Annotated in this window: 18 protein-coding genes; 7 read left to right on the forward strand and 11 right to left on the reverse strand. The window is 37.1% G+C overall.

Going from position 1 to position 22,339, the window contains the following annotated elements:
• Positions 1 to 173: 173 nt before the first annotated feature.
• Together BWI92_RS15115 and BWI92_RS15120 are read left to right on the forward strand one after the other, a co-directional pair.
• Positions 174 to 716 (forward strand): peroxiredoxin, encoded by a 543-nt coding sequence (locus BWI92_RS15115; RefSeq protein ID WP_205690763.1) that lies wholly within the window; start codon positions 174 to 176, stop codon positions 714 to 716.
• Between the two features lie 353 nt (positions 717 to 1,069).
• On the forward strand, positions 1,070 to 1,654 hold the full coding sequence (locus tag BWI92_RS15120; protein WP_095164093.1) for a carboxymuconolactone decarboxylase family protein: 585 nt from the start codon (positions 1,070 to 1,072) through the stop codon (positions 1,652 to 1,654).
• A gap of 287 nt (positions 1,655 to 1,941) precedes the next feature.
• On the opposite strand, the gene BWI92_RS15125 is transcribed toward BWI92_RS15120, so the two are convergent.
• From BWI92_RS15125 to BWI92_RS15155, 7 genes are all read right to left on the reverse strand, one after another.
• Entirely contained in the window at positions 1,942 to 2,976 is a 1,035-nt protein-coding gene (locus BWI92_RS15125) for a hypothetical protein (RefSeq protein ID WP_095164094.1), read from the reverse strand.
• Positions 2,977 to 3,001: 25 nt separating this feature from the next.
• Positions 3,002 to 4,408, reverse strand: a complete 1,407-nt coding sequence (locus tag BWI92_RS15130; protein ID WP_095164095.1) for an MBOAT family protein — start codon at positions 4,406 to 4,408, stop codon at positions 3,002 to 3,004.
• Between the two features lie 78 nt (positions 4,409 to 4,486).
• Complete coding sequence (locus BWI92_RS15135; protein ID WP_095164096.1) at positions 4,487 to 7,135, reverse strand: hypothetical protein; 2,649 nt, start codon at positions 7,133 to 7,135, stop codon at positions 4,487 to 4,489.
• A gap of 204 nt (positions 7,136 to 7,339) precedes the next feature.
• A complete protein-coding gene (locus BWI92_RS15140; protein WP_095164097.1) occupies positions 7,340 to 8,731 on the reverse strand; it encodes an NAD(P)/FAD-dependent oxidoreductase in 1,392 nt (463 codons plus the stop codon).
• A 142-nt stretch (positions 8,732 to 8,873) separates the two neighbouring features.
• Positions 8,874 to 9,614 carry a glycosyltransferase family 2 protein gene (locus BWI92_RS15145; protein WP_095164098.1) on the reverse strand — a complete coding sequence of 247 codons (741 nt, stop codon included), beginning with the start codon at positions 9,612 to 9,614 and terminating at the stop codon, positions 8,874 to 8,876.
• Between the two features lie 249 nt (positions 9,615 to 9,863).
• Positions 9,864 to 10,976, reverse strand: coding sequence for an acyltransferase (locus BWI92_RS15150; RefSeq protein ID WP_095164099.1), 1,113 nt, complete (start codon positions 10,974 to 10,976; stop codon positions 9,864 to 9,866).
• A gap of 327 nt (positions 10,977 to 11,303) precedes the next feature.
• Entirely contained in the window at positions 11,304 to 13,085 is a 1,782-nt protein-coding gene (locus BWI92_RS15155; RefSeq protein WP_176464435.1) for an OmpA family protein, read from the reverse strand.
• On the opposite strand from BWI92_RS15155, the gene BWI92_RS27335 reads away from it, so the two are divergent.
• Positions 13,084 to 13,296, forward strand: a complete 213-nt coding sequence (locus BWI92_RS27335; RefSeq protein WP_176464436.1) for a hypothetical protein — start codon at positions 13,084 to 13,086, stop codon at positions 13,294 to 13,296. The two genes, BWI92_RS15155 and BWI92_RS27335, sit on opposite strands and share 2 nt — an antisense overlap.
• A gap of 38 nt (positions 13,297 to 13,334) precedes the next feature.
• On the opposite strand, the gene BWI92_RS15160 is transcribed toward BWI92_RS27335, so the two are convergent.
• From BWI92_RS15160 to BWI92_RS15170, 3 genes are all read right to left on the reverse strand, one after another.
• On the reverse strand, positions 13,335 to 15,269 hold the full coding sequence (locus BWI92_RS15160; RefSeq protein WP_176464437.1) for an OmpA family protein: 1,935 nt from the start codon (positions 15,267 to 15,269) through the stop codon (positions 13,335 to 13,337).
• A gap of 458 nt (positions 15,270 to 15,727) precedes the next feature.
• Entirely contained in the window at positions 15,728 to 16,387 is a 660-nt protein-coding gene (gene rpe / locus BWI92_RS15165) for a ribulose-phosphate 3-epimerase (RefSeq protein WP_095164102.1), read from the reverse strand.
• Positions 16,388 to 16,435: 48 nt separating this feature from the next.
• Positions 16,436 to 16,990, reverse strand: coding sequence for an outer membrane beta-barrel protein (locus BWI92_RS15170; RefSeq protein WP_095164103.1), 555 nt, complete (start codon positions 16,988 to 16,990; stop codon positions 16,436 to 16,438).
• 210 nt (positions 16,991 to 17,200) lie between these two features.
• Between BWI92_RS15170 and ligA the strand changes: the two genes are divergently transcribed.
• The 4 genes from ligA to BWI92_RS15190 all read left to right on the forward strand — a co-directional run bounded on the left by ligA (position 17,201) and on the right by BWI92_RS15190 (position 21,090).
• Positions 17,201 to 19,204: an NAD-dependent DNA ligase LigA gene (ligA, locus tag BWI92_RS15175; RefSeq protein WP_095164104.1), complete on the forward strand. Its 2,004-nt coding sequence runs from the start codon at positions 17,201 to 17,203 to the stop codon at positions 19,202 to 19,204.
• Between the two features lie 68 nt (positions 19,205 to 19,272).
• Positions 19,273 to 20,154, forward strand: coding sequence for a 4-hydroxy-tetrahydrodipicolinate synthase (gene dapA / locus BWI92_RS15180; protein ID WP_095164105.1), 882 nt, complete (start codon positions 19,273 to 19,275; stop codon positions 20,152 to 20,154).
• A gap of 158 nt (positions 20,155 to 20,312) precedes the next feature.
• On the forward strand, positions 20,313 to 20,615 hold the full coding sequence (locus tag BWI92_RS15185) for a Dabb family protein (RefSeq protein WP_095164106.1): 303 nt from the start codon (positions 20,313 to 20,315) through the stop codon (positions 20,613 to 20,615).
• A complete protein-coding gene (locus tag BWI92_RS15190) occupies positions 20,596 to 21,090 on the forward strand; it encodes a hypothetical protein (RefSeq protein ID WP_141234796.1) in 495 nt (164 codons plus the stop codon). Before BWI92_RS15185 ends, BWI92_RS15190 begins: the two co-directional genes overlap by 20 nt.
• A gap of 139 nt (positions 21,091 to 21,229) precedes the next feature.
• Here BWI92_RS15190 and BWI92_RS15195 read toward each other — a convergent pair whose 3' ends face one another.
• The gene (locus BWI92_RS15195) at positions 21,230 to 22,156 is read right to left on the reverse strand and encodes an alpha/beta hydrolase (RefSeq protein ID WP_095164108.1); all 927 of its coding nucleotides are present in this window, start codon (positions 22,154 to 22,156) and stop codon (positions 21,230 to 21,232) included.
• Positions 22,157 to 22,339 lie beyond the last annotated feature (183 nt).

Here is a 22,339-nt window from a genome sequence, read left to right on the forward strand (position 1 = left end):
GGTTATAAATAATATCAATTTGTATCGAGAAAGTTTTGTGATGACCTTTGTATCATCAAAACGAAAATAATACTTTTCAAATACGATATTCAGTATTAGTAGTGAAATTATATATTTGAATTGTACAATTTTAATATTTATTCAATCATAAATTTACAAAAAAAATGTCTAAAATGTTAGGTTTAGGTGCTCAATTCCCAGCTTTCAAAAAATCTGCAGTTGTATCTTTAGAAAAAGGTAAAGAATTCTATGATATCACTTCTGAAGACCATATCAACGCAGGTAAATGGATGGTAATGTTCTGGTGGCCAAAAGATTTTACTTTTGTTTGTCCAACTGAAATCGCTGCATTCAACGCTAAATCTGAAGACTTTGCTGACCGTGATGCAATTTTGATCGGTGCTTCAACTGACTCTGAATTTGTTCATTTGGCATGGAGAAACAACCATGATGATCTTCGTGGTTTGAAATTCCCAATGTTGGCTGATACCTCTAAATCTTTGGCTGAAGAATTAGGTATTTTGGAAGCTAACGAGAAAATCGCTTACCGTGTAACTTATATCGTTGATCCACAAGGTGTTATTCGTTGGGTATGTGCTAACGACTTGTCAGTAGGACGTAACGTAGACGAAGTAATCCGTGTATTGGATGCTCTTCAAACAGACGAACTTTGCCCATGTAACTGGAAAGCTGGCGAAGAAACTTTGTCAGTTTAGTTGATATAAATATCTAGCATTGTTTGAGTAATCAAACAATGCTATTTCTCCTAAATACCTTCCCAAAGGTACTTGAGCGAAGCAATTTATGGTATGTCAAATGATAAATATCACTAAGTTTCGCTTTACCACCACTAAAATTATACTCGCTTTAGGCTTTAAGCAATAGGCAAAATGTTTCTAAAAAACAAGCCTACCTTTACTGAATGCCCATAGCTGAAAGCCAAAAGCAAAATCGTTTGATTTAATTTTGCACGATTACTTAAGTTTTTAAAATAATACATTGGGCTAACATGATTATGTTAGCTTTTCTTCAAATAAGACTTTCAGGATTTTATAAATAACATCATAACATGTTTGGAACTACAAGTGAAACAAAAAAGAACTTGTTGGCAGAATTAAACTTGCCTACAGATTTAGCTTCTGTGTTTTTGGATAGATTAAACTCGGCAGATCACCGTTATATCAAAGATCTTAAAATCAACGTAAGTAACTCGTTGAAGGCATCTACTTTGTCTGAAAAAGATGCAGTTCTTTTGGCTTTGGGTGTAGCAATCAACGAAAAATCTTCTTTATTGGTAGCTTCTTTGGAAGAGTTGGCAAAAGCAAAAGGTGTAGAGGAAAAAGAGTTGTTGGAAGTAGCAAGTTGTGTTTCGTTAATGAACGCCAACAACGTATTCTACCGTTTCCGTCACTTCATGGACAAAGAGTCATACAATAATATCCCAGCAGGTATTCGTATGTCAATCATGATGAATCCAGTATTGGGTAAAGAATTTTTTGAATTATTGAGCTTAGTAATTTCAGCTATCAACGGTTGTGAAATGTGTGTTACTTCTCACGAAGCATCTGTAAAAAGTCACGGTGCTAGCGAGCAACGTATATTTGAAGCGGTTCGTTTGGGTGCTATTTTGAAAAGCTTTATTGTGCTATTGTAATCAATAGGGGCATTTTCCTAATGAAATTCTAATACAATAACTCACTCAGTTTGAGAGTTATATAATCAAAATCTCCAAGATAGATTTTACTATCTCGACCATTTGGAAAAGGTTTTAGGTTTGTATCTGTAAAGTAATCGTGGAATAGATTGATACAAAAAGGTTGATAGAAGTACGCTTCTATCAACCTAAACCTAAGACTTCATATATCTACCGTCACAAAATACGTTTTGGGACGGTTTTTTTATGTCCTTTAATTATCTTTTGCGGTAAAGTACATATTTACACTATTGGAGAATAGCATTTACTTTGCTCAACCACAATGCTTTACCTTCACAATTCCAGTGCGAATCTCCTTTGAGGTAGTACATTTTTCCTAAGTTATTAAAATCTCTGAAAATCTCAATATAGGGTACTTTCAAGTTCGGGTTATACTGTATTTTTTCAATCAAATGATTATAACTGCCTAGTTCTGGATTAGTTACGCTTACTTTGTTAGGTATTAAGGCCAAAACAACGTGGTCGAAACCTGCATTTTGATAATGTGTCAGAGAGCGATTGATTACCTCTACCATTTTGTTTACTTCCTGAGCTTCTAAAGGATAGAAGGAAGAGGTTTTTTCTGTTGCTTTTGCTTCGTCTCTATAAAACAAAGCTTGTTTGTCAGGCGATAAAACCACACCCGATTCTACACGACCAAATACTTTTTCATTAAAAGATGCTTTGGCTTCTCGAATAGTCAAAAAGAAATCATAATTAAACAACGTATGTTGCAAGCGTTCCTCAACCTGAGACGGGAAGAGCCATGTCAAAAACTCTTCTGATTTTTGGAATAAACGTCTTTTCCACGAAAGTTGAGGGGCTTGTACTTCAGCAATAGTATCATGTCCAATAATTTGGTAGTTATCGACTTTCTCACTAAAATGCTCACGTGCCGTACGTTCAACAGACTCAAGAATGAGAATATTATGATAGTTGGTGTCCAACTTAATTTGGCTACTATTCGCCCAATGCAAGTAGGTATATTTATCTGCCTTGAGCATTGAAGAATCAACACGAGCAGGTTCTGTAAAGCTATCGCCAAGGATATACAAATGCACTGGCTTTTGAGTTGTTTTTGAAGATACTTTTGAGTCTTTGCAAGTTTTAACTGGGTCTTTAAACTCAGGTAAATAGGAGAGACGATACAAATCGCCATTACGATAATCGTCTGGAAAAAAGCCCATAGGACCTGTGGTGCGATATACCACAGGCGAGTAAGCCTGAATCCATAAAAATATGGCGATGAATAAACAGCTATATTTTAATACTTTTAAAATCATAAATTTTTCAATTATTACCTCAAAACTAGAACTGAAAATAGATAAACTGATTGGTTTCAAATACGCCTAAGAAATACGTCAGAAATGCCAAACCACATGTCAGTAACCAAAATTTCTTATTCGAGCTTGTATCCACATAAAAGAACTTCCAGTCTTTTAACATCAATAAACCAATAAGCATAAAACAGAAAACCAGTTCAGCTTGATTTAGCGGACTTTGCAAGGTATCCGTCAGAGAGGTAAAGCTGATTTTATGCAAAATCACAGTAGCATCATGTATATTTTTAGCTCTAAAAAACACCCATGCAAGCATCACCAAGAAAAATGTGCTGAACACATTAAGTGTTTTTCCCCAGAGGTTTTGGGGTAGTTTTAAGCTAGGTAAATATTTATTTCTGAAAATGGCAACAATCAAATAGAAACCATGTAGCGAGCCCCAGATGACAAAGGTCCAGTTAGCACCATGCCACAATCCACTGACCATAAAAACAATAAACTGGTTTAAATATTTTCTGAACTCTGACACACGATTTCCACCTAAAGGAATATACAGATAGTCTCTAAACCAAGTTGATAATGAGATATGCCAGCGTCGCCAAAACTCTGAAATAGAACCTGAGAAATAGGGACTATGAAAGTTTTCCATGAGCTCAAATCCCATAACACGAGCTGTTCCAAGTGCAATTTCGGAGTATCCAGAAAAATCGCAATAGATTTGAAAAGTGTAAAAGAAGGTTGCTAGAAGGAGCGAAAGCCCATTTTTATTTTCGGGTTGGTTATAGCAATGATCAACCAACATGGCAAGTCTATCAGCAATAACTACTTTTTTGAAAAGTCCAAAAGCAATTAAGAATAAGCCACTTTTTACTTTTTCCCAATTGAATTGATGAAATTGATGAAACTGATAAAGCACATTTTGTGGACGCTCAATCGGTCCTGCTACTAGCTGAGGATAAAACATCACATATAAGGCATAAATACCAAAATGGCGCTCAGCTTTATGATTTCCTCGGTACACTTCTATGGTGTAGCTCATTGCCTGAAAGGTATGAAACGATAAGCCGACAGGAAGCAAAATATCTAAAGCTTTGATAGGATTGGTCATAGATGCCCAACTCAAAACTTCGGTAAGGCTATCATTCAGGAAGTTGAAATACTTGAAATAAACTAGAATACCGATATTAGAAATCAGACTTATGACAAGTAAAAGCTTTCGTTTTACAGCATTTTGTTCATTTTCAAGAAGTATCCCAGCAATGTAATCAATGATGATGGTACTTAGCAATATCAGAAAATAGATAGGCTTGAATATCATGTAGAAATAGCAACTTGCCAACAAAAGCAATCGCCATCTACCTGACCAACCAAGGCTGAAGTACGCAAGCGTAACTATGACAAAAAAGATTAAAAAATGTACAGTATTAAATAACATAGTTTATAATTTGTACCTATCCAACCATCGGGTTTGGGTGTTGTGATGATACTACAGCTAAAGTTTTGAGATACGAAACTACTTCAATTTGATTGACCATGTTTCGATATTCTGATTATTATGCGTTGTTATGATAAGTTTATTGTAAGAATCCGAATACTGAATGATAGGGGCAGAGCTTGAAATAATAGGCTTGTCGGACACCTTCTCGCCTTTTTCGTTATACAAATAATAGGATGACCAGCCGTTGAAGATGGCATAAAATCTACGACCGCTTCCTAAATTGTAGTATTTGAGGTATTTACGTCCAAAAGCAAGATCTTTTATGGAAAAAAGCTCCTTATCATTTTTGTCCAAAACAGTCACTACCTTGTTATTTCCGCGCATTACAACCCAGTCGTTGGGTTTATCGGAGGCACAAAGTTGGAATTTATATTCTGTATCTGGTCTAAAAAACTGGTTTTTTTGAACCACCTTTCCTGACATATTAACTTTAAAAAATTCGCCTTTTTGTCCCAAAACTAATATGGCAATTTGCCCATCAGTTTGGTCTAACACAGGTGCTGAGAGGGTTGGAACGCCCGTTTTTACTGGAAATCCAGTGGTAAATTCTCCCTTTTCGTTCACGATACCCAACAAACCATTTTCTGTAAGACCTACAGTATAAACCTGTCCCTTATAACCAATTGTTGGGAGTGGACCGATACAATTTTCAAGGGATTTTTGTTTAAAGCTATGGGTTTCCTCTAAATCATCTGATTGTAAACTTACACAAAGACCGTTTGAGGTTATAATATGGATTTGATTATTGGATTCTGCAACAGCCCAACTAGTTGAGTTAAGTCCTGAAATGTTCGTACTACTATTTACCTCAAAACCATCTTCCTCTCGTTTTAGGATATAGGCTTTTTGGGTGGTAAGCACCATTAATCGCTGTTTTTTATCGCTACTAGTTTTCAAAAATTGTGGTTCACCCAATATTTTTCCTTGAACTGAGGTAGACCATATTTTTTTGCCTTCATTTAATAAAACAAGTTGATTTCCAGTAGTTTGGAATAATAATTCTGAGGACTTGGTGGTTGGGTTGACCAACATTAGCGGTTTTCCTGCAACACTATAACCATACTGTTTGAGTTTTAGTAATTTATAATCATATTTTCCTGAGGAGCTTCCCTTGTATGAATCACCCTTTAAAAAAGAAAACTTAGATTTCTCTTCGTTAGACTGATAAACTAAAAAGGTGATACCTGAAGACTCAAAGGTTTCTTTTGACATTTCGTACCAAGGAGAAGGTAGCAAGGCTTGAAGACCAGTTAGGGCTTTTTGAGGTTCTGAAATCCAAACTAAATTATTTTCTCCAAGTTTTTTGAGTAGTGACTGATGACGACTGCTACTCGACCAAACCTCATTTCTACTAATACTAAGTAGATATTCTTGTAAAGTACTTAAATCACTTGCTAGAATAACAAAATCCTTATATTCCGTAAAAATACAATTACTAAAACCTGAAAAAATAGGTCCTAAAACCATTGCTGGAAACTCTCGAACGCCCAAGGCAGTAATCGTGAACGAACCATACGGGATTGCATAAGGTTTTTGTCCTTTGGCATTGGCCACTTTTAGGGTAACCTCCTTAAGTAGGTTTTTGATTTCTTTGTTTTGAATAAGTACAATTTTATTGGCTTTGCTGGGATCGCTACCTTCAAGATTTAGTAGACTGACACTATTTTGGATATTATCCTGAATCTGCTCAAAATCGATATCAAAATCGCTTTTTGCAGAGTTTTGAAGCTTCAATAAATATTCATCCGATTCAATTTGTTTTTGACAATTATCCTTCAATTCACTTGATTGGTCAATACTAATGTTCAGTGCCATGGAGCAAGAATTAGGAATCATATTGCCTACATCAAATTTTTTGGCTGATTGTGTTCCGAAGATGTCTGGATTGGGACTCACTGAGAATGCCTCTACGCCATAGTTAAGGAAACTATCTTTGAGATACCAAGTCCACGACTGAGGCAAAATACGGGCTAAATAAGGAGCAGAGGTACGTTTTTGTTCTACAACTTTTACACCAAATTCTTTGATGGCATGAGCATTCACATGGGTAGTCATCAAAGTGGATTCTGTAAAGGTTGATAAATCCTTGAGTGGTAAATTCTGTGCCCAAAAATGCTTTTTACTCAAAAGAATTTCCTCCAATACTAGGGTAGAAGGACTAATTATGAGAAAATTATCTTTGATGAAAAATGCAATTTCAGTTTTGGTAGAATTAAAAAATATTTCGTGAATCTTTTGTTTCGCCGTAGTATGAGTAATCAAACGTAAGCCTTCACGGGTTTTGTCCAAGTGAATCAATTGGTCGAGCAGAGGTTCATCTTCAGAAATGAGAGGAATAAAGTAGGCCCAAGTAATACGTTCTTTGGCTTGTGGAATATAAGCAAAGTACAATAAGCGATTGGCAAACAGAGCATCGAGCCTTTCACCTTTTAATCCATAATGTTCTAATTCTGTAGCAATTGGAAATAAAGAATCTGTGAAGGGTAACTCTTGTAATTTACTTTTAATGCTGGCCTCGTTGGGCTGATAGGCTTCCAGCAATAACAGGGTATTGTCTGGAATAAGATCAGAAATGAGTTTGTTGGTGGCAGTGGTGTTTCTATAAAAGAAAAAACCGCCTATTCCTAAAAGGATTGCAAGTAGGATGAACCAATTTTTTTTCATTCTGATAAAGCAAATTTGAACGTATGTATTTAGAAAGCCAAAGATAAGGCTTTTGTAGGGGCTATCAAAAAGCAAACGAGAACAGCTTCAGATGAAATTCCCAAAACTGTTCTCGTTTATATATTTTGTTGTAGGTAAATGGATGATTTACTTAAGAAAAGGTATTCTATTTCTACAGTTTATCGGCCACCCCAATACACTTATTTATTTTCCCCACATCGCATTGGCCGTATCTGGGAAGAACAATGTCAATTCAGGAACACCATGTGCCATTCTGTTGGCCCATTCAACACCTTGCATCAACGAGTGATCTTGGTTAGAAACTTCATATTTCCAAGCGCCAAAACGTCCTCGTGAATAAATGTCGTATTTCTCGAGGGCTGGAAGTACTTCTTTCAAAATACCATCACGCTCAACAGATGGTGTTGGATAACCATAGTTCGTTGAGAAGATAAATTCTGAAATAATATCATCCTCAGATTCGATGAGTTTATCTTCCAACATCGCACGAACCGTATCTTTAATCAAAGTTTCTCTGTCAACAGGCTTACATTCCGATTCACTTACCTCTGCCATCAATGACCATTGATTTTCGATATCTGGAACGTTGTATGGGCTATAGTTTGAGAATACCGTAATACGATAATATGGGCTATTTTTTTCTGGGAAATACATCCAACATTTAGTAGCCAAATCAGCTTTTGGTTTACCTTTCAAACCAATACCAATCACGTTGGTAGAAGAGTGTTTCAGACCTTGTGCTTTGGCTGTAATTGTTTCGTCCAAACCTTCCACTTTGGTAGTGAAAATATCCAATGGCATTGTGTTCATCAAATAGGTATATTCGATTTCACGACCGTCTTCCAAAATCAACTTTTTAGCAATAGGGTCTACTTTGGCTACTTTAGCGTTTGTCAAGATATTTTCTTCACCTACCAATTTTCCAACGTTTTCCCAGATAGCTCCTGTACCACCATGTTTAGGGAATTGGAATGTATTGTTTGGACCCCACGAAAGGTCATCCTTATCGAATAGAATATTTTGGGTAACACGTTGCAAATCAGTAACAGCAACACGCTCACCAACCCAGCTTGCATTCATTTGTGCAGGAGGGAAAGCCCAAACTTTGAAGTTGTATGGCAACATAAATACCTCAGCGAGACCTTCGCCAAATGTATTCATAATCCACTCATGAAAGTTGGCAGGTTTTTTACTAGAAGGGTTTTTGTACAACTTGATCAAACCCTCTAAGCATTTCCACATCGTTTCTTTGCTAAGATATTTGATGTTGTTTTGGAAAGGGTATGGTACAAAACGGTCTTCAATCCAAACCCATGATTCACGTTGGTGAGTCAACCAACCATCTTCGCCCAATGCTTTCATCATTAGGTCATCGAAATATTTGTAGTGCGAAAATTGTACGTGACCCCCTACATCCCAAGTAAAGCCTTTTTCATCTACGAAACTGGTGGCCAAACCTCCTATATAATTTTCTTTTTCAAGTACGATAAAGTCCTTGATACCAAGTTCTTTCAAGCGATACGCTGCGCCAAGACCTGTTGGTCCTGAACCAATGATGACATATTGATATTTCATACAATAATTGCGGCCGAAGTCTTTAGCCTGTTTGTTGTAATTCAGTCCTGTTGTTTGAGGTAAAAAACAACAGCAAAAATTTGACAAAAGAAGTGAATAAAAATAGAGAATTGGCTTAAGAATAATTCCTAAGCCAACGTTACTATTTCAATTTTTTGATTTTCGTATTTAGTTCCAAGCGGAAATTCAAAAGCTCTTTGAAGCTCTGCCAACATACTTTAAGGAGTTTCATTTTTCGGATTGAAACTTCCCCAGTAAGGCGCTCTTTGTGAACAATTGGAATATTGAATAGCTCTTGACCTGATTTTTTCGCCATAATTGCAATAAAAATATTCGGTGCAAAAGGAGTTGGACTTGGTAATTGTTCCAACAATTTTTTCAAGAAGCTTCCTTTAATCAAACGGAATGGAATATTGGAATCGAGGATGAATGTTCCGTAAACCAAGAACATACTCCAACGTAATATACGGGTGATAAACAAACGGAAAACCGCATCATGACGCACTTGACGATAGCCTAAGATAAAATCAGATTGGGTTCTTTTATCCCAAAGTTTTTTTACATCTTCAGGAATAAATTGGTCGTCTGAGTCTGTTTGGAATACATATTCAGCACCAATTTCTACTGCTTTTCTATAAGCGTGAACTACCGCATTACCGTGTCCGCCATTTGGTTGGTGAACAACAATTAATTTAGGATACTGTGGCTGAATTTCGTCAAGAATTTTACCAGTATTGTCTCTTGAACCATCATTCACTACGATCAAGCGGGTATTTTCTCCTGCAAACTCTGTGTCTAAAAGGTCACTCCAGATTTTTACTACGTCTGCCATGCACTCTTCTTCGTTGTAAGCTGGCATGACGATGGCTAATTTAATACTCATTAAAGATTTTGTTTGTCCAAACAGTTTTGTGCAATCATTTGCATCGCAAAAATACCTAATTCAGATTGATTTTTGTAATGTAAATTTTAAAAATGAAGAAAACTTAATGCTGTTTTTATCAAACAGGTGTTTGACTTCATGGCACACAATTCTATTCTCAGTGATCGATTTGTGTTGGTTAGTTAGTAAAAACTGCTGAATGTGAGATTTGATTCTTTCAAAACACTTGTTTCTTCAGCGCCTTTCGGGTTAATAATTAAAGTATTTTTTCAAGTTGTTAACTGGTTTTTCAACGAGAAACCAAGACAACGTTGCTATCAAAACAGTGAGCGTAGCATACACCAAGAGCTCAAAGGCAAATCGATGTGTGATGCTTGGTGCAAACTGTTGTAATTTATGTAAAATTCGAACCGTAGGATGTGTTGGGTAATTAGTGTGATAGAAGTTGTAAACAAAATTATGATACAAATATAAACCATAACTAATACGCCCAATGTAGGCCGTTACTGGATTTTCGAGACAAAATTTCATGATGCCTCCGTAGCCTGATACGGCTCGTAAAATCAAGAAAAAACTCAGGATAGAACCAAAGAGTCTGTCTAAAACCACATAGGTAAAACCGTGGTGAACATCCATTTTTAGCGCAACAATATACCCAATATATAACGCAAGGCTCAGGAATAAGTAACTATTTTTGTCCAATTGCTTAAATATTGTATCGCGCTTGTAGGTAAACAAATACGCCATCACACCTCCCAAACCAAATGAATCTAAGCAGGTTGGCATCAAAACATACTGGGCAGTCCAATCTGCATGAAGGAAGAAAAATAATAACCTTAATCCCAATGATAAGGCGATCATTCCCGCAAAAAGCTTAGTGAAATATTTTTTAGGAAGAAATAAAATCAAGTAGGGAAAAAACAAATAAAACTGTTCTTCCACCGCTAATGACCATAAGTGGTCAATAACACCAATCCATTTATGATAGATGGCAATGTAAAAATTAGTCGAATATAAAAGTGACCAGCCTATTGTTGCTCTAATATTCGGTACATCAAAAATAAATAACAGAAACAATGCTAAGTAATAGATTGGAAATATTCGAATGGTTCTTCGAACAATAAATTGCTTTACTGTAAACCAATGACTTCGGCCAATGGCATCGTCTTTTTCTTTTCCTAACATCAAAATTCTGATAATTAGAAAACCACTCAAAACAAAGAACATGGCTACGCCCAATGAACCTAATGGAAGGGTATTTCTTTCAGCTAACCAGTGGTCAATTAGCACAAGGCCTACAGCAATTGCTCGAATGCCATCTAATTGCCCAAAATAGTCATGTTGATTTTTTGTTTGCGTCATCCTTTTCAGAAAATTGAAGTTAACTCGTTCGGGAGAGTTAAATACAGGTATTGAATAGACAAAAATAGCTTGTTTTTTGTCCTCTGACAAATCTAAAATTCGACTAGACGTTTACAAAGCAATATTCGACTTATAGCAAATGAATGCTAACTTATTGATAGAAAGTGTTCTAGCTATCAATGTATTCCCTAAGTGTGGTAGACCGTTCACTAAATTTAAGTAAAAGGGTCATCAACATTACCCGTACAGAATTGAGTTAGTAAACTAAAAAATAAACGCTGTGAAAGAGGAAAATTATTGAAAAGGTGACAAGCTCGTTTTGTGATACTATTTTTTGATAATTGTAAACTCTACTCGTCTATTCAATTTTCTTCTTTCTTCAGTTGCATTACTTGCAATAGGTCTTGTTTGCCCCCAACCTTTGGTCTGTATTCTATCTGCCTGAATACCTTGGCTAATGAGATATTTCTTAGCATTTTTTACTCTATCTTCCGAAAGTTGAAGATTTAGTTGAAAGTCACCAAGGTTGTCGGTATGTCCTTCAAAGAGAATCTCTAAAGTTGGAATTTCTTTCATTGCCTGTGCGATTCTATCTAAATCTCGTAAGGCAGCTTCTGGCAAATCAGCTTTTCCTTGACTAAAAGTTAAGCTGTTGAGAATACCTTTATTCCCCACCTCTAGTGGAAGAAGGTAGAAGTTCTTCTTAATTTCTTTAAATTCATTTTCGTTCGTTAAATCAACGTAATCAGTGATGGTTAAATATCCTTTTTTGACAGGGACAATTTCATATTGCTGGTGTAATGGCAGAATTATTTTGAATAACCCCAGACTTGGATTAAAATGGGTTGAATTCTTTTTCTTATAGTTTTTATTGGTGTACCATTCGACTTCACATTCTACCGCTTTCTGATCTGAGGTTGAGAGAATTTCTCCCATAAGTACCCACACTGGCTCAGGCTGTTTGTCTTCTGGTAAAAGTAGTCTAAAAATATCTTCCTTTTGCGAACTACCCTCGTATGTACACATATAGGCGTATTCGCCTGAAGCAGGAATGGTGAAGAATCCATCCCAATTTGGGGTATTAATTCCTTCTCCTAAATTCTGAGGCTCAGACCAATTAAGCCACGTTTCGTCTAGTCGGGTGGATTTAAAAATATCATTATCCCCAAACCCAGAAAAACCTCTAGTCGAAAAGTATAAAGTTTTACCGTCCGCCGCAATAAATGGCGTTACATCATGTTCACTTGAATTAAGCGTGTTTCCCATATGTCGCGGTTCAGTCCATTCTTCATTATTTTTCTTGAAAGAAACATACAAATCCCTTTTTCCTTTGGTAGTCATACGTTGAACAGACATCACCATTACACGACCATCTGCTGAAACGGCAAACTCTGCATTGGGACTGTAATTATAAAAGTTATCAATTTTAACTTCCTCTGGAAATGACCAACCATTTGGCGTTCGTTTAGAACGGGAGATACCTGGAGCTAATTTCCCGTCTTTTTGATATTTGTTCATCAACAAAACCTCTCTGCCATCAGAAGAAACAGCAAATACGGCATTGTTGTCATCGGTATTTAATGGAATGCCAAGATTTTGAGCCTTCGACCAAGTGCCGTCGCTATTTTTGGTACTGTACCAGATATCTTGATCTTTTTCTTTACCAAATAAGCTGATATAATTACGGGTATAGTAAAGTGTTTTTCCATCGCTGGAAATGACAGGCGCAAACTCAGGATTTTTGGAGTTGATAGTTTTTCCTAAATTTTCACGAATTACTTTTTTGGGAGCATCAGACGCCACTTTTACATACTGATTAACCACCTGAGAACTATTGGAAATACCTATGGCTTCAATTTGTTTGGAAGTTTTCAACGCACTCTTCCGTAGTACAAGTCGAATGGCTTGTACTTTATATTCAGTCACTTTGGGTAAAATAACATTGAATAATTTATCCTTCCCCGGAATGAGCGATGCATCTTCCGATATTTCGAAAAGTAGGTGTTCTTTCGAAAGGGCGTCAATGGCCCATACTTGTGCAATCGAACCTTGAGGCATCAATTCTGATACCATCACTTGTTTGATACTGAAAGCTGTATCAAATTTCATGGCTAAGGATTCAAATTCGGAAGTAATGGGGGAAAACTTTAAGGTCGTAGTTGCTGTTTTGGCACGTAGAGGTAAAACAAATTCAGACGAATACTCGATGACAGTATTAGCCCATTTGATAGTTTGTGATGATGCTTCTTGGGTGAATATGAACAGTGTAACTACTAGAGCAAAACGAAAAAAGAGAGTATTAACCATAATATTAAATTAGTTAAACTCTCCTTTACAAAAATAATACCAGAAAGGAGCTTAGATTTTGACAATCGTCACCTCAACTCTTCTATTAAGCTTTCGTTTTTCTTCCGAATTGTTGCTTGCTATAGGTCTTGTAGAGCCATAGCCTTGGATTTGGATGCGTTTTTCTTCAATACCATTTTTAATAAGGTAGCCTTTCACTTCGGTGACACGTTGCTTCGAAAGCTTTAAGTTTTCGTTCCAATCTCCTTGATTATCAGTATGTCCTTCGAGCATAATTTCCATTTTGGGATTTTCTCTCATGGTTGCCACAATATGGTTTAACTCTTGGAAGGAGGCGGGCAATAATTCGTATTTACTTTGTTCAAAAAACACACTGTTGAGCGTAATTTTTTGTCCAGCAGCAATAGGGAATAGGAATAAATTCTTTTTGACTTCATGAAAATCTTTTTCATTCTCAAAATCAAGTACTTCTGAGGATGATAGATACCCTTTTTGTGAGGCAGAAATCGTATATTTTTTCTTGGTTGGAAGCATAAACTTATAGTCCCCCGTAGCTGGGTCAAACGTTACACATACCGTATCTCCGTCCATAGTTGACTGTACTTTTACTTTGGCACCAACAGGTTTTTTATCAGCAGAATTGTACACCCCACCCGACACTTGTACGACTACTTCAGGTTTGATTGCCTCAGGAATTTTCAATTTGAAGATATCTTCTTCTCCGAGTGATTTTTCTTGAGAAGAAAAATACCCATAATCACCTACGGCAGAAATCGTAAAATAACCATCCCATTCAGAAGTATTAATCATCGGACCAAGATTCTGTGGTTCTGACCATTTTGTCCAAGAATCATCTAGTCTTCTCGTAACAAAAAGATCGTTGTTGCCGTAGCCAGGGAAACCTTTCGTGGAGAAATACAAGGTTTTTGAATCCGCTGCGATAAAAGGCATTCCTTCATCTTCGGCGGTATTGACACTTTTTCCCAAGTTGACGGGTCTAGACCATGATTTGTTATCTTGTAAAAAGCTTACATACAAATCTTTACCTCCTTCGGTATCTTCCAATTGTGCTGAAATAAGGAGAATTCGACCATTGGGAGCTATGGAATATTCGGCATATTCAGACTTGTTTTTGAAGTCGGCAATCGCTACCTGCTCAGGAAATCCCCAGCCTGAAGCGGTCTTCTGAGAAATAGAAATCCCTTTACTCATTTCGCCATTGGGCATGTACACATTGTTGAGCAACAAAGTTTTACCGTCAGGATAGATAGCACAAATGGCATTATGCTCTGAATTATTGATTGGTTCAGGAAAAGGTTTGGCTGGTCCCCATGTTTTGTCGGCTTGAAGCTCAGAAAACCAAATATCTTGCTTTTTGGCATAACCCACATTGGCTGGGTGTTTCCAACGAGTATAATACAAGGTTTTTCCATCGGGAGCAATCACAGGCGCTAATTCACGAAATTCTGAATTCACATTTTTTCCTAAATTTTCTTTCACAATCTGACTTGGCATATTATTGGCCAAATTGATGAAGGCTTTGATGGGCTGGTCGGACTGCGAAATTGCAATAGCATCAATTTGATTCCATCCTTTTACTTTTGAAGTATTAAGACTTACTCTCACCGAACGAACTTTGAATGTTGTCATTTGATTAAGTATCAAATTCAGCATTTTACCGAGTTCATTTGTGGGAGGGGTATTATTGATCCAGATAGGATGGATATTATTATTTTCATCAAAAACATCAACATGTGTGATAGCACCCTGACCAAAGTTTTCGGCAATTGCAATTTGGCGGACTGGCATGAGGGTATCAAAACTAACGATGATGAATTCCTCGTTGATAGAATTATTTTGGGTCATAGGTTGCCACGCACAAACCGAATAGCCCACTTGAGGTAGTTTGTTGGGTTTTCCTAAAACTTGTATTGCACGATTTTCTTTGGTCGTTTCTTTGTCTGCATACTCGCTCGAGAACGCCACGACTTTACTGGCCCAAAATGTTTTTTGTGCAAAAAGAGGAAGATTTATAAATGCAAATAGTATAAGCAAACAGACTCTATTCATAGATAATCATGAAGACGAAGAGGCTTCGATATTTAATGACTTTGGCGTAACCTTAAAAACTGTGCCAATGTTGTACATCTCAGAGGTAAAGTTAATGTAAAAAAACTTTTATTATGCTAAAATGATATAATTCTGCGAGGGATTTAACTATTTTTAATGGAATGCGGAAAGATAAAACGAAAATAGATTTTCCGAGAAGAACAGCTTAAATGAAGATAGAAGTATAAGGAAGTTTTTGCTGAGTAATGATGCTATTGAGGTATGATTGTTTTGGGAGGAATGCTTTGACGAGAAATTATCTTGAAGATTATTACTTAGCCGTATGTGCTAGGCTTGAGCTTACGGCATAAAGCCTAGCGCATACGACTGATATACTATATCTGAATATTTTTCAAATTCGCAATTGTTGCTTGTGGGTTTGGAGCGTTAAAAACAAAGCTTCCTGCTACTAAGGCGTCGGCACCTGCCTCAATCAACTTAGTACCAGTTTCTTGATTTACTCCACCGTCGATTTCAATAATCGTATTCAAACCTCTTGAATCAATCATTTGGCGCAAACGAAGAACTTTATCGTAAGTAGATTCTATGAATTTTTGTCCACCAAAGCCAGGGTTTACCGACATCAATAATACCATGTCACAATCAGGCAAAATTTCATCAAGTACCGAAAGAGAAGTGCCAGGGTTTAATACCACACCAGCGACACATCCCAATGATTTGATTTGTTGTAATGTACGGAGAATATGCGTACAAGCTTCATAGTGAACGGTAATATTGGTTGCACCGATTCTTTTGAATTCCTCCAAATATCTATCAGGTTTTTCAATCATCAAGTGTACGTCCAAAGGTTTTTTTGCATGACGATTAATGGCCTCAATTACAGGCATACCAAAAGAAATATTTGGCACAAAAGCACCGTCCATTACGTCGATATGAAACCAGTCTGCTTGCGAGTTGTTGACCATTTCTACATCTCGCTGAAGATTCGCAAAATCCGCCGCTAATACCGACGGAGCAATAATGATATTTTTCATGCCGCAAAATTAAAGGAATCTTGTGCAGGAAAAAAGAAAAAAGCGGTATTATCGAATGAGATAAAGGGCAGAAAGGGTGACTTGCGTTAGACGATAGCCTTCGCCCATAGGTCTTGGAGCTGTCCAGACATTAGCAGAGGTTTGAAAGATAGCTTCCATTCTCAGATGTTGCTGAATTTTAAGCCCAATTCCTAAGTTGCCTCCAAAGTCGTAGGTCTTTTGGGAGGTGATGTAGGAAAATTCTCTTTCAAGCTGATAGCTGGCATAAGGACCAACAACACAATAGGCTTTGGAATCGCCAAGATTAATTTTTGCTAACAATGAAAAGTCAATATAGGGAGATTGAAAGGTAATTCCTCTTCTTTTAAACCCTTTTTTCGTGTATAAAATTTCGGGACTTAACAGTATATCACTAGTCAATGGGAGTTGACCAAAAATGCCAAAATGGTAAGCGTAAATATTATTGTTGGGATCATTCAATAGGCCTGTTCCTGCATGTGAGGTGGCATTGCCACCTGCTTTTACCCCAAAATTGACACCATCTTGCGTGAAAGCAGTCCAACAGACTCCGAGGATGCAATAGATCAGTATAAATTTTTTCATAAGGATTTTTATTTTCTACTTGGCACTAAACATAAAAGGTTCGAACAAAAGTATTTTCAAAGGTCTTGTAATCAGCACTTCTTTCATGATTAAGCCTTTTTGCTTAAAGTATTTGAAGCAAAAATCTGATTTTTGAATTATCTTGGTCAAAAATTAGACCGAAAACATGAATCTATCTCAAAAAATAGATTTTACTAGAAATATACGAAAATGAGTCCGCAAGAACAGATTAATTTCCTTACAGATCAGATAAATTATCACAATCATTTGTATTACATGAAGTCAGAAACAGAAATTTCTGATTTTGACTTTGATCAATTGCTTGTTCAGTTAAGAGCTTTGGAAGAGCAATACCCCGATTTAGTGCGTGAGGATTCGCCCACACACAGAGTGGGAGGGACTATTTCAAAAGAATTCGAATCTGTAACGCATCGTTTTCCGATGCTTTCTTTAGGGAATACCTACAATGAACAGGAGCTTTTGGATTTTGATGAACGAGTACAAAAAGGATTGGAAGGACAATCTTACGAGTATATCTGTGAGCTGAAGTTCGATGGTGTAGCATTATCTGTTTGGTACGAAAATGGAATTATTACCCGTGGTGTAACACGAGGTGATGGAGTTCGAGGCGATGATATTACGGCCAACGTAAAAACGATTAGAACATTGCCTTTGAAGGTAATGACTAATGAACTTCCAGCACTGTTTGAGGTTCGTGGAGAAGGTTTTTTACCCCTGGCGTCTTTTGAAGCCATCAACAAAGAGAGAGAGGATATTGGCGAAGCTCTATTGGCAAATCCAAGAAATGCGGCCTCGGGTACTTTCAAAATGCAGGATTCTTCTGTGGTGGCCAAAAGAAAACTAGATTTTTATGTATATCAATTTTTGTCTGAAGAAACGGTTTTTGATACACATGAAGAAAGTTTACATTGGTTACATTCAGTTGGGTTTAATGTTTCTGATACTTGGGAAAAGCACGATACCATTCAAGGCGTTTTAGGATTTATTGAAAAATGGGAAGAAAAACGTCATGAATTGCCCTTAAATACGGATGGGATTGTTATTAAAATCAACTCTTTTGCCCAGCGCGAAGAATTGGGTTTTACGGCAAAGTCACCAAGATGGGCAATTGCCTACAAGTACAAGGCAGAATCTGCCACTACAACGCTAGAGTCGGTAAGCTATCAAGTGGGTCGTACAGGAAATATTACGCCTGTAGCCAACTTAAAACCCGTTTCGTTAGCAGGAACGGTGGTGAAACGTGCGAGCGTACACAATGCTAATGAAATAGAGCGTTTGGATTTGCATATTGGCGATACCGTTTTTGTAGAAAAAGGAGGGGAGATTATTCCGAAAATTACTGGTGTAGATATGAGCAAGAGAACCGAGGAACTCGAAGCCGTTCATTTTCCGCACCTCTGCCCAGAATGTAGTACCGAACTGATTCGCAAAGAAGGAGAAGCCAATCACTATTGTCCGAATGAAAAAGGCTGTCCTCCGCAAATCAAAGGTAAAATTGAGCACTATATTCAGCGAAAAGCGATGAATATAGAAAATATTGGATCCGAAACGATTGATACTTTTTATACAAAAGGGTTACTTAAAAGTCCTGCCGATTTGTATGATTTGAAATACGAGGATATTCAGGGAATGGAAGGGTTTAAAGATAAATCTATCAAAAATATTCTTTCTGGCATTGAAAAATCTAAAGAGATTCCATTCAAACAAGTATTGTTTGCCATAGGCATTCGTTTTGTAGGGGCAACGGTCGCTGAAAAACTCACCGCACATTTCTTGACTATTGAGGCGCTTGCTGAAGCTACTTATGAGCAGTTGATTGAAGTGCCAGAGATTGGCGACAGAATTGCCCAGAGTATTATTGCTTACTTTGCCGATGCTGACAATCGCCAGTTTATTGCCCGTTTGCAACAAGCAGGATTACAATTTGAGCACATTCCTACTGAAATTGTTGTCGAAGGAAACACTTTGGAAGGAAAATCTTTTGTAATTTCGGGTGTTTTTCAAAATTTTGGAAGAGATGAGCTGAAAGTAAAGATAGAAGCCAACGGAGGTAAAGTACTCAGTGGTGTATCTAAAAAGCTTGATTTCTTGCTAGCAGGCGCTGAAGCGGGTCCTTCAAAAATTGAAAAAGCACAAAAAATGGGTGTAGCTATTATTTCTGAGGAGGATTTCTTAGGAATGCTTGAAGCCTAAAAACGAGAATTTTATTAAAATTTCTGGGGTATTGAAAACAATACTCTACCAAACTCAAATCAATTATAATGAGACCAAAATTTCATGGTGTAGCTCCCGCATTAGTAACGCCAATGCATGAGGATGGGAGTATTAACTACGATGGGTTAAAATCTTTAATCCAACACGTAAGCGACGGAGGTGTAGATTATTTGGTTGTTCAGGGAACAACAGGTGAGTCCGCAACAACTTCTAAAGACGAGAAGAAACGTATATTGGAATTTGTCAAGGAACACAACTACAAGAACCTTCCAATCGTGTACGGTGTAGGTGGAAACAACACGCCTGAAGTGGTCAAATATTTGAAGGAAGTAGATTTGACAGGTGTAGACGCTATCTTGTCAGTATGTCCATATTATAACAAACCTGGCGCTCGTGGTGTGATTGCACACTATACTGCCATTGCAGATGCTTCACCAGTTCCTGTGATTATGTATAATATTCCAGGTCGTACAGGCATTAATATGTCTGCATCAACAACCTTGACGTTGGCTCAGCATCCAAACATTATCGGTATCAAAGAAGCATCTTGTATTATCGAGCAATGTATGGAAATCTACAAAGGAAAGCCTCAGGACTTCTTGTTGATTTCAGGCGATGACGTGCAGGCTGTTCCAATTATTGCTTGTGGTGGTGTGGGTGTTATGTCGGTTATCGCTAACGCTATTCCTACCAAATTTACTAACATGATTCACGCTGCTTTGGATGGTGATTTCAAAGGTGCTCGCGATGTTTTGGGTGATTTCTTGGCGATTGACCCATTGTTGTACGAAGAGGGTAACCCAGTAGGAGTGAAGAAGATTCTTGAAATTAAAGGTCTTGCAGAATCTCACGTTCGATTGCCGCTTGTGAAAGCTTCGGAAGAACTTGGCGAAAGAATGAAAGTGGTTTTGGCCAACGATAACTTGTAATATTTTTGTCGCCTCATGCTTTTGCTTGGGGCGATTTTATTTTGTAAATGTTGAGTAGTGAGCTGTGTGTGAGTTTACCAAATGCTTTTTACTTAAGGCCTACGGCTTACAGCTCTATCATGTAATAACACTTTGTTACCTATAAATAAAAATTAACTATGTTCGTTCATATTGTAAACTTCTGGTTGAAACCAGATTTGTCGGTTGAAGACCGTCAGAAATTTGTAGAAGGGGTAAGTTCACTTGGAACTATTGAAGGTTTGGTAACTTTTAATGTAGGTACACCTGCTGACACCGACCGTCCTGTGATTGATAGAAGCTACGATTATAACCTTTTAACAGTTTTTAACAACATAGAAGGACACGATAAATACCAAGTTGATCCAATCCACCTTAAATTTGTGGACGAATGTAAACATCTCTGGGATAGAGTACTAATTTATGATGCAGAAAGTATTTAATAATTCAATTGTAAAAGGGCTGGCTTCGATATTATTTATCGGCTTAGTGTTGTCTTGTAACAAACCACCCTCAACGAGTTCTTACTATCGTCCGAATTATGAAAGAGGAGGTTATGATTCTGGTGTTGGCTTAAATTTTGGTATTGATGAAAAATATCCTATCGAAATTTTGCAAGGAACAGATAAACCTGCAAATGCTTTTGAGGAGATAGAAAACCTGAAAATTGAGGGTGAATATCCGCTTACAACTGACCAAGAATATAAAGGTCGTATGTTGAAAAGAGGAAATGATGAGCAACAAAAAAGAGACTTGTTGAAGCAAATGGTTGAAAAAGCGCAGGATTTGGGTGCAAGTGGCCTAATGAATGTGAATTATAAAGTATTCTCTACAGCTTCAACTTCGGGTTATATTTTGACAGGAAAAGCTTTCCGATATGTCATAAAGCCACAAGTAAAACCTGCTAAGAATTACTAACAGTGTTTATTGAGTGAATGGTGGTTGAGTGAAGGAGTGATTTTTAAAAATTCATATTAAAAATAATTACTCATTCACTCAACCAAATCATTCAGTTAGAGATAACTCATCGTACTCAGCTCGACATAATTACCCTATCTTATTTACAAAAATTATATGCTGCTGATAAATGGTTCTTTTTACCAGTTTCAAAAATCGTATGTTTCTGATAAACTTTTCCTTTTAAAACATCATTCATAAAGGTTAGGATATACGCTTGATTTTTATTGAAAAGTTCGGCGCTATATTCATGCCCACCTCCACAATATGTGTACAAGTGCGTCATTCCTTTCATGCTTTTCAGGTGATTGAAAATGGAATAAGACCCAAACAGCATCAACCATCCCGATGAATTTACAGGGCAATAATGGTGAGCAGCAGTTCCGTAAGGCACTGTCACATCTCCATTGCCATGAAAGAACAACATGGGCAGTTTATTTTCTTTGGTGATTAAATTCAAATCCATGATAGCTCCAGCACCAGAGATTAATCCTGCATATTTGAATCCTTCAGGAAGCGTTTTTCCGTACATCTTCATTAAATTCTGATTCCAAAAAGCGGCGTGTAAAATAGTTTCACCCCCCGCACTCGAGCCTGCAATAAAGATTTTAGCAGGGTCGATATGATATGAATCAGCCTTATCAATAAAAAATAGAGTAGAAAGCCATAAGTCATTCACCCCAAAATTAAACGCTTTTATTTTTTCTGGTAAAATACCATCGCAGCTAAACTTTTTGTTTTTCATGTATAAGGTATAGCTGATGGTTGCTGCAGCGTAGCCGTTCTGAGCCATGAATTTACAGAAAGCAAATCCGCCATCACGCGAGCCCCCAGAGAAACCTCCGCCATGTACAAAAATGACTAATGGAAGTTTTTCAGAAGATGATGCTTTTTCGGGAAGAAATAGGTCTAAGTCCAAACGCAGAGTATCGTTTTGGAAATAAGTTAAAGTTTGCTGTTTTTGAGCAAAGCTCTGGACGCCACAAAGAAATAGAAATGCTAAGATTAAATGTTTTTGGATTTTCATATGATGTACTGATTTTAGGTTATTCTGCAAGACTTTGCTTTTAGGTCAAATATACCAGCTTTTTTAGAAAGCCTTTCCCTGATTTACCCCAACATATACCAAACATTAACTAAAATAATTTCAGATCAAGATTGTTTGTTAGACACTTAATTGATTAACTGTGAAGGCTTTGAGTAGTTTTTG

This window comes from Flectobacillus sp. BAB-3569 (assembly GCF_002270355.1).
In the GTDB taxonomy this organism is placed as follows: domain Bacteria; phylum Bacteroidota; class Bacteroidia; order Cytophagales; family Spirosomataceae; genus Flectobacillus; species Flectobacillus roseus.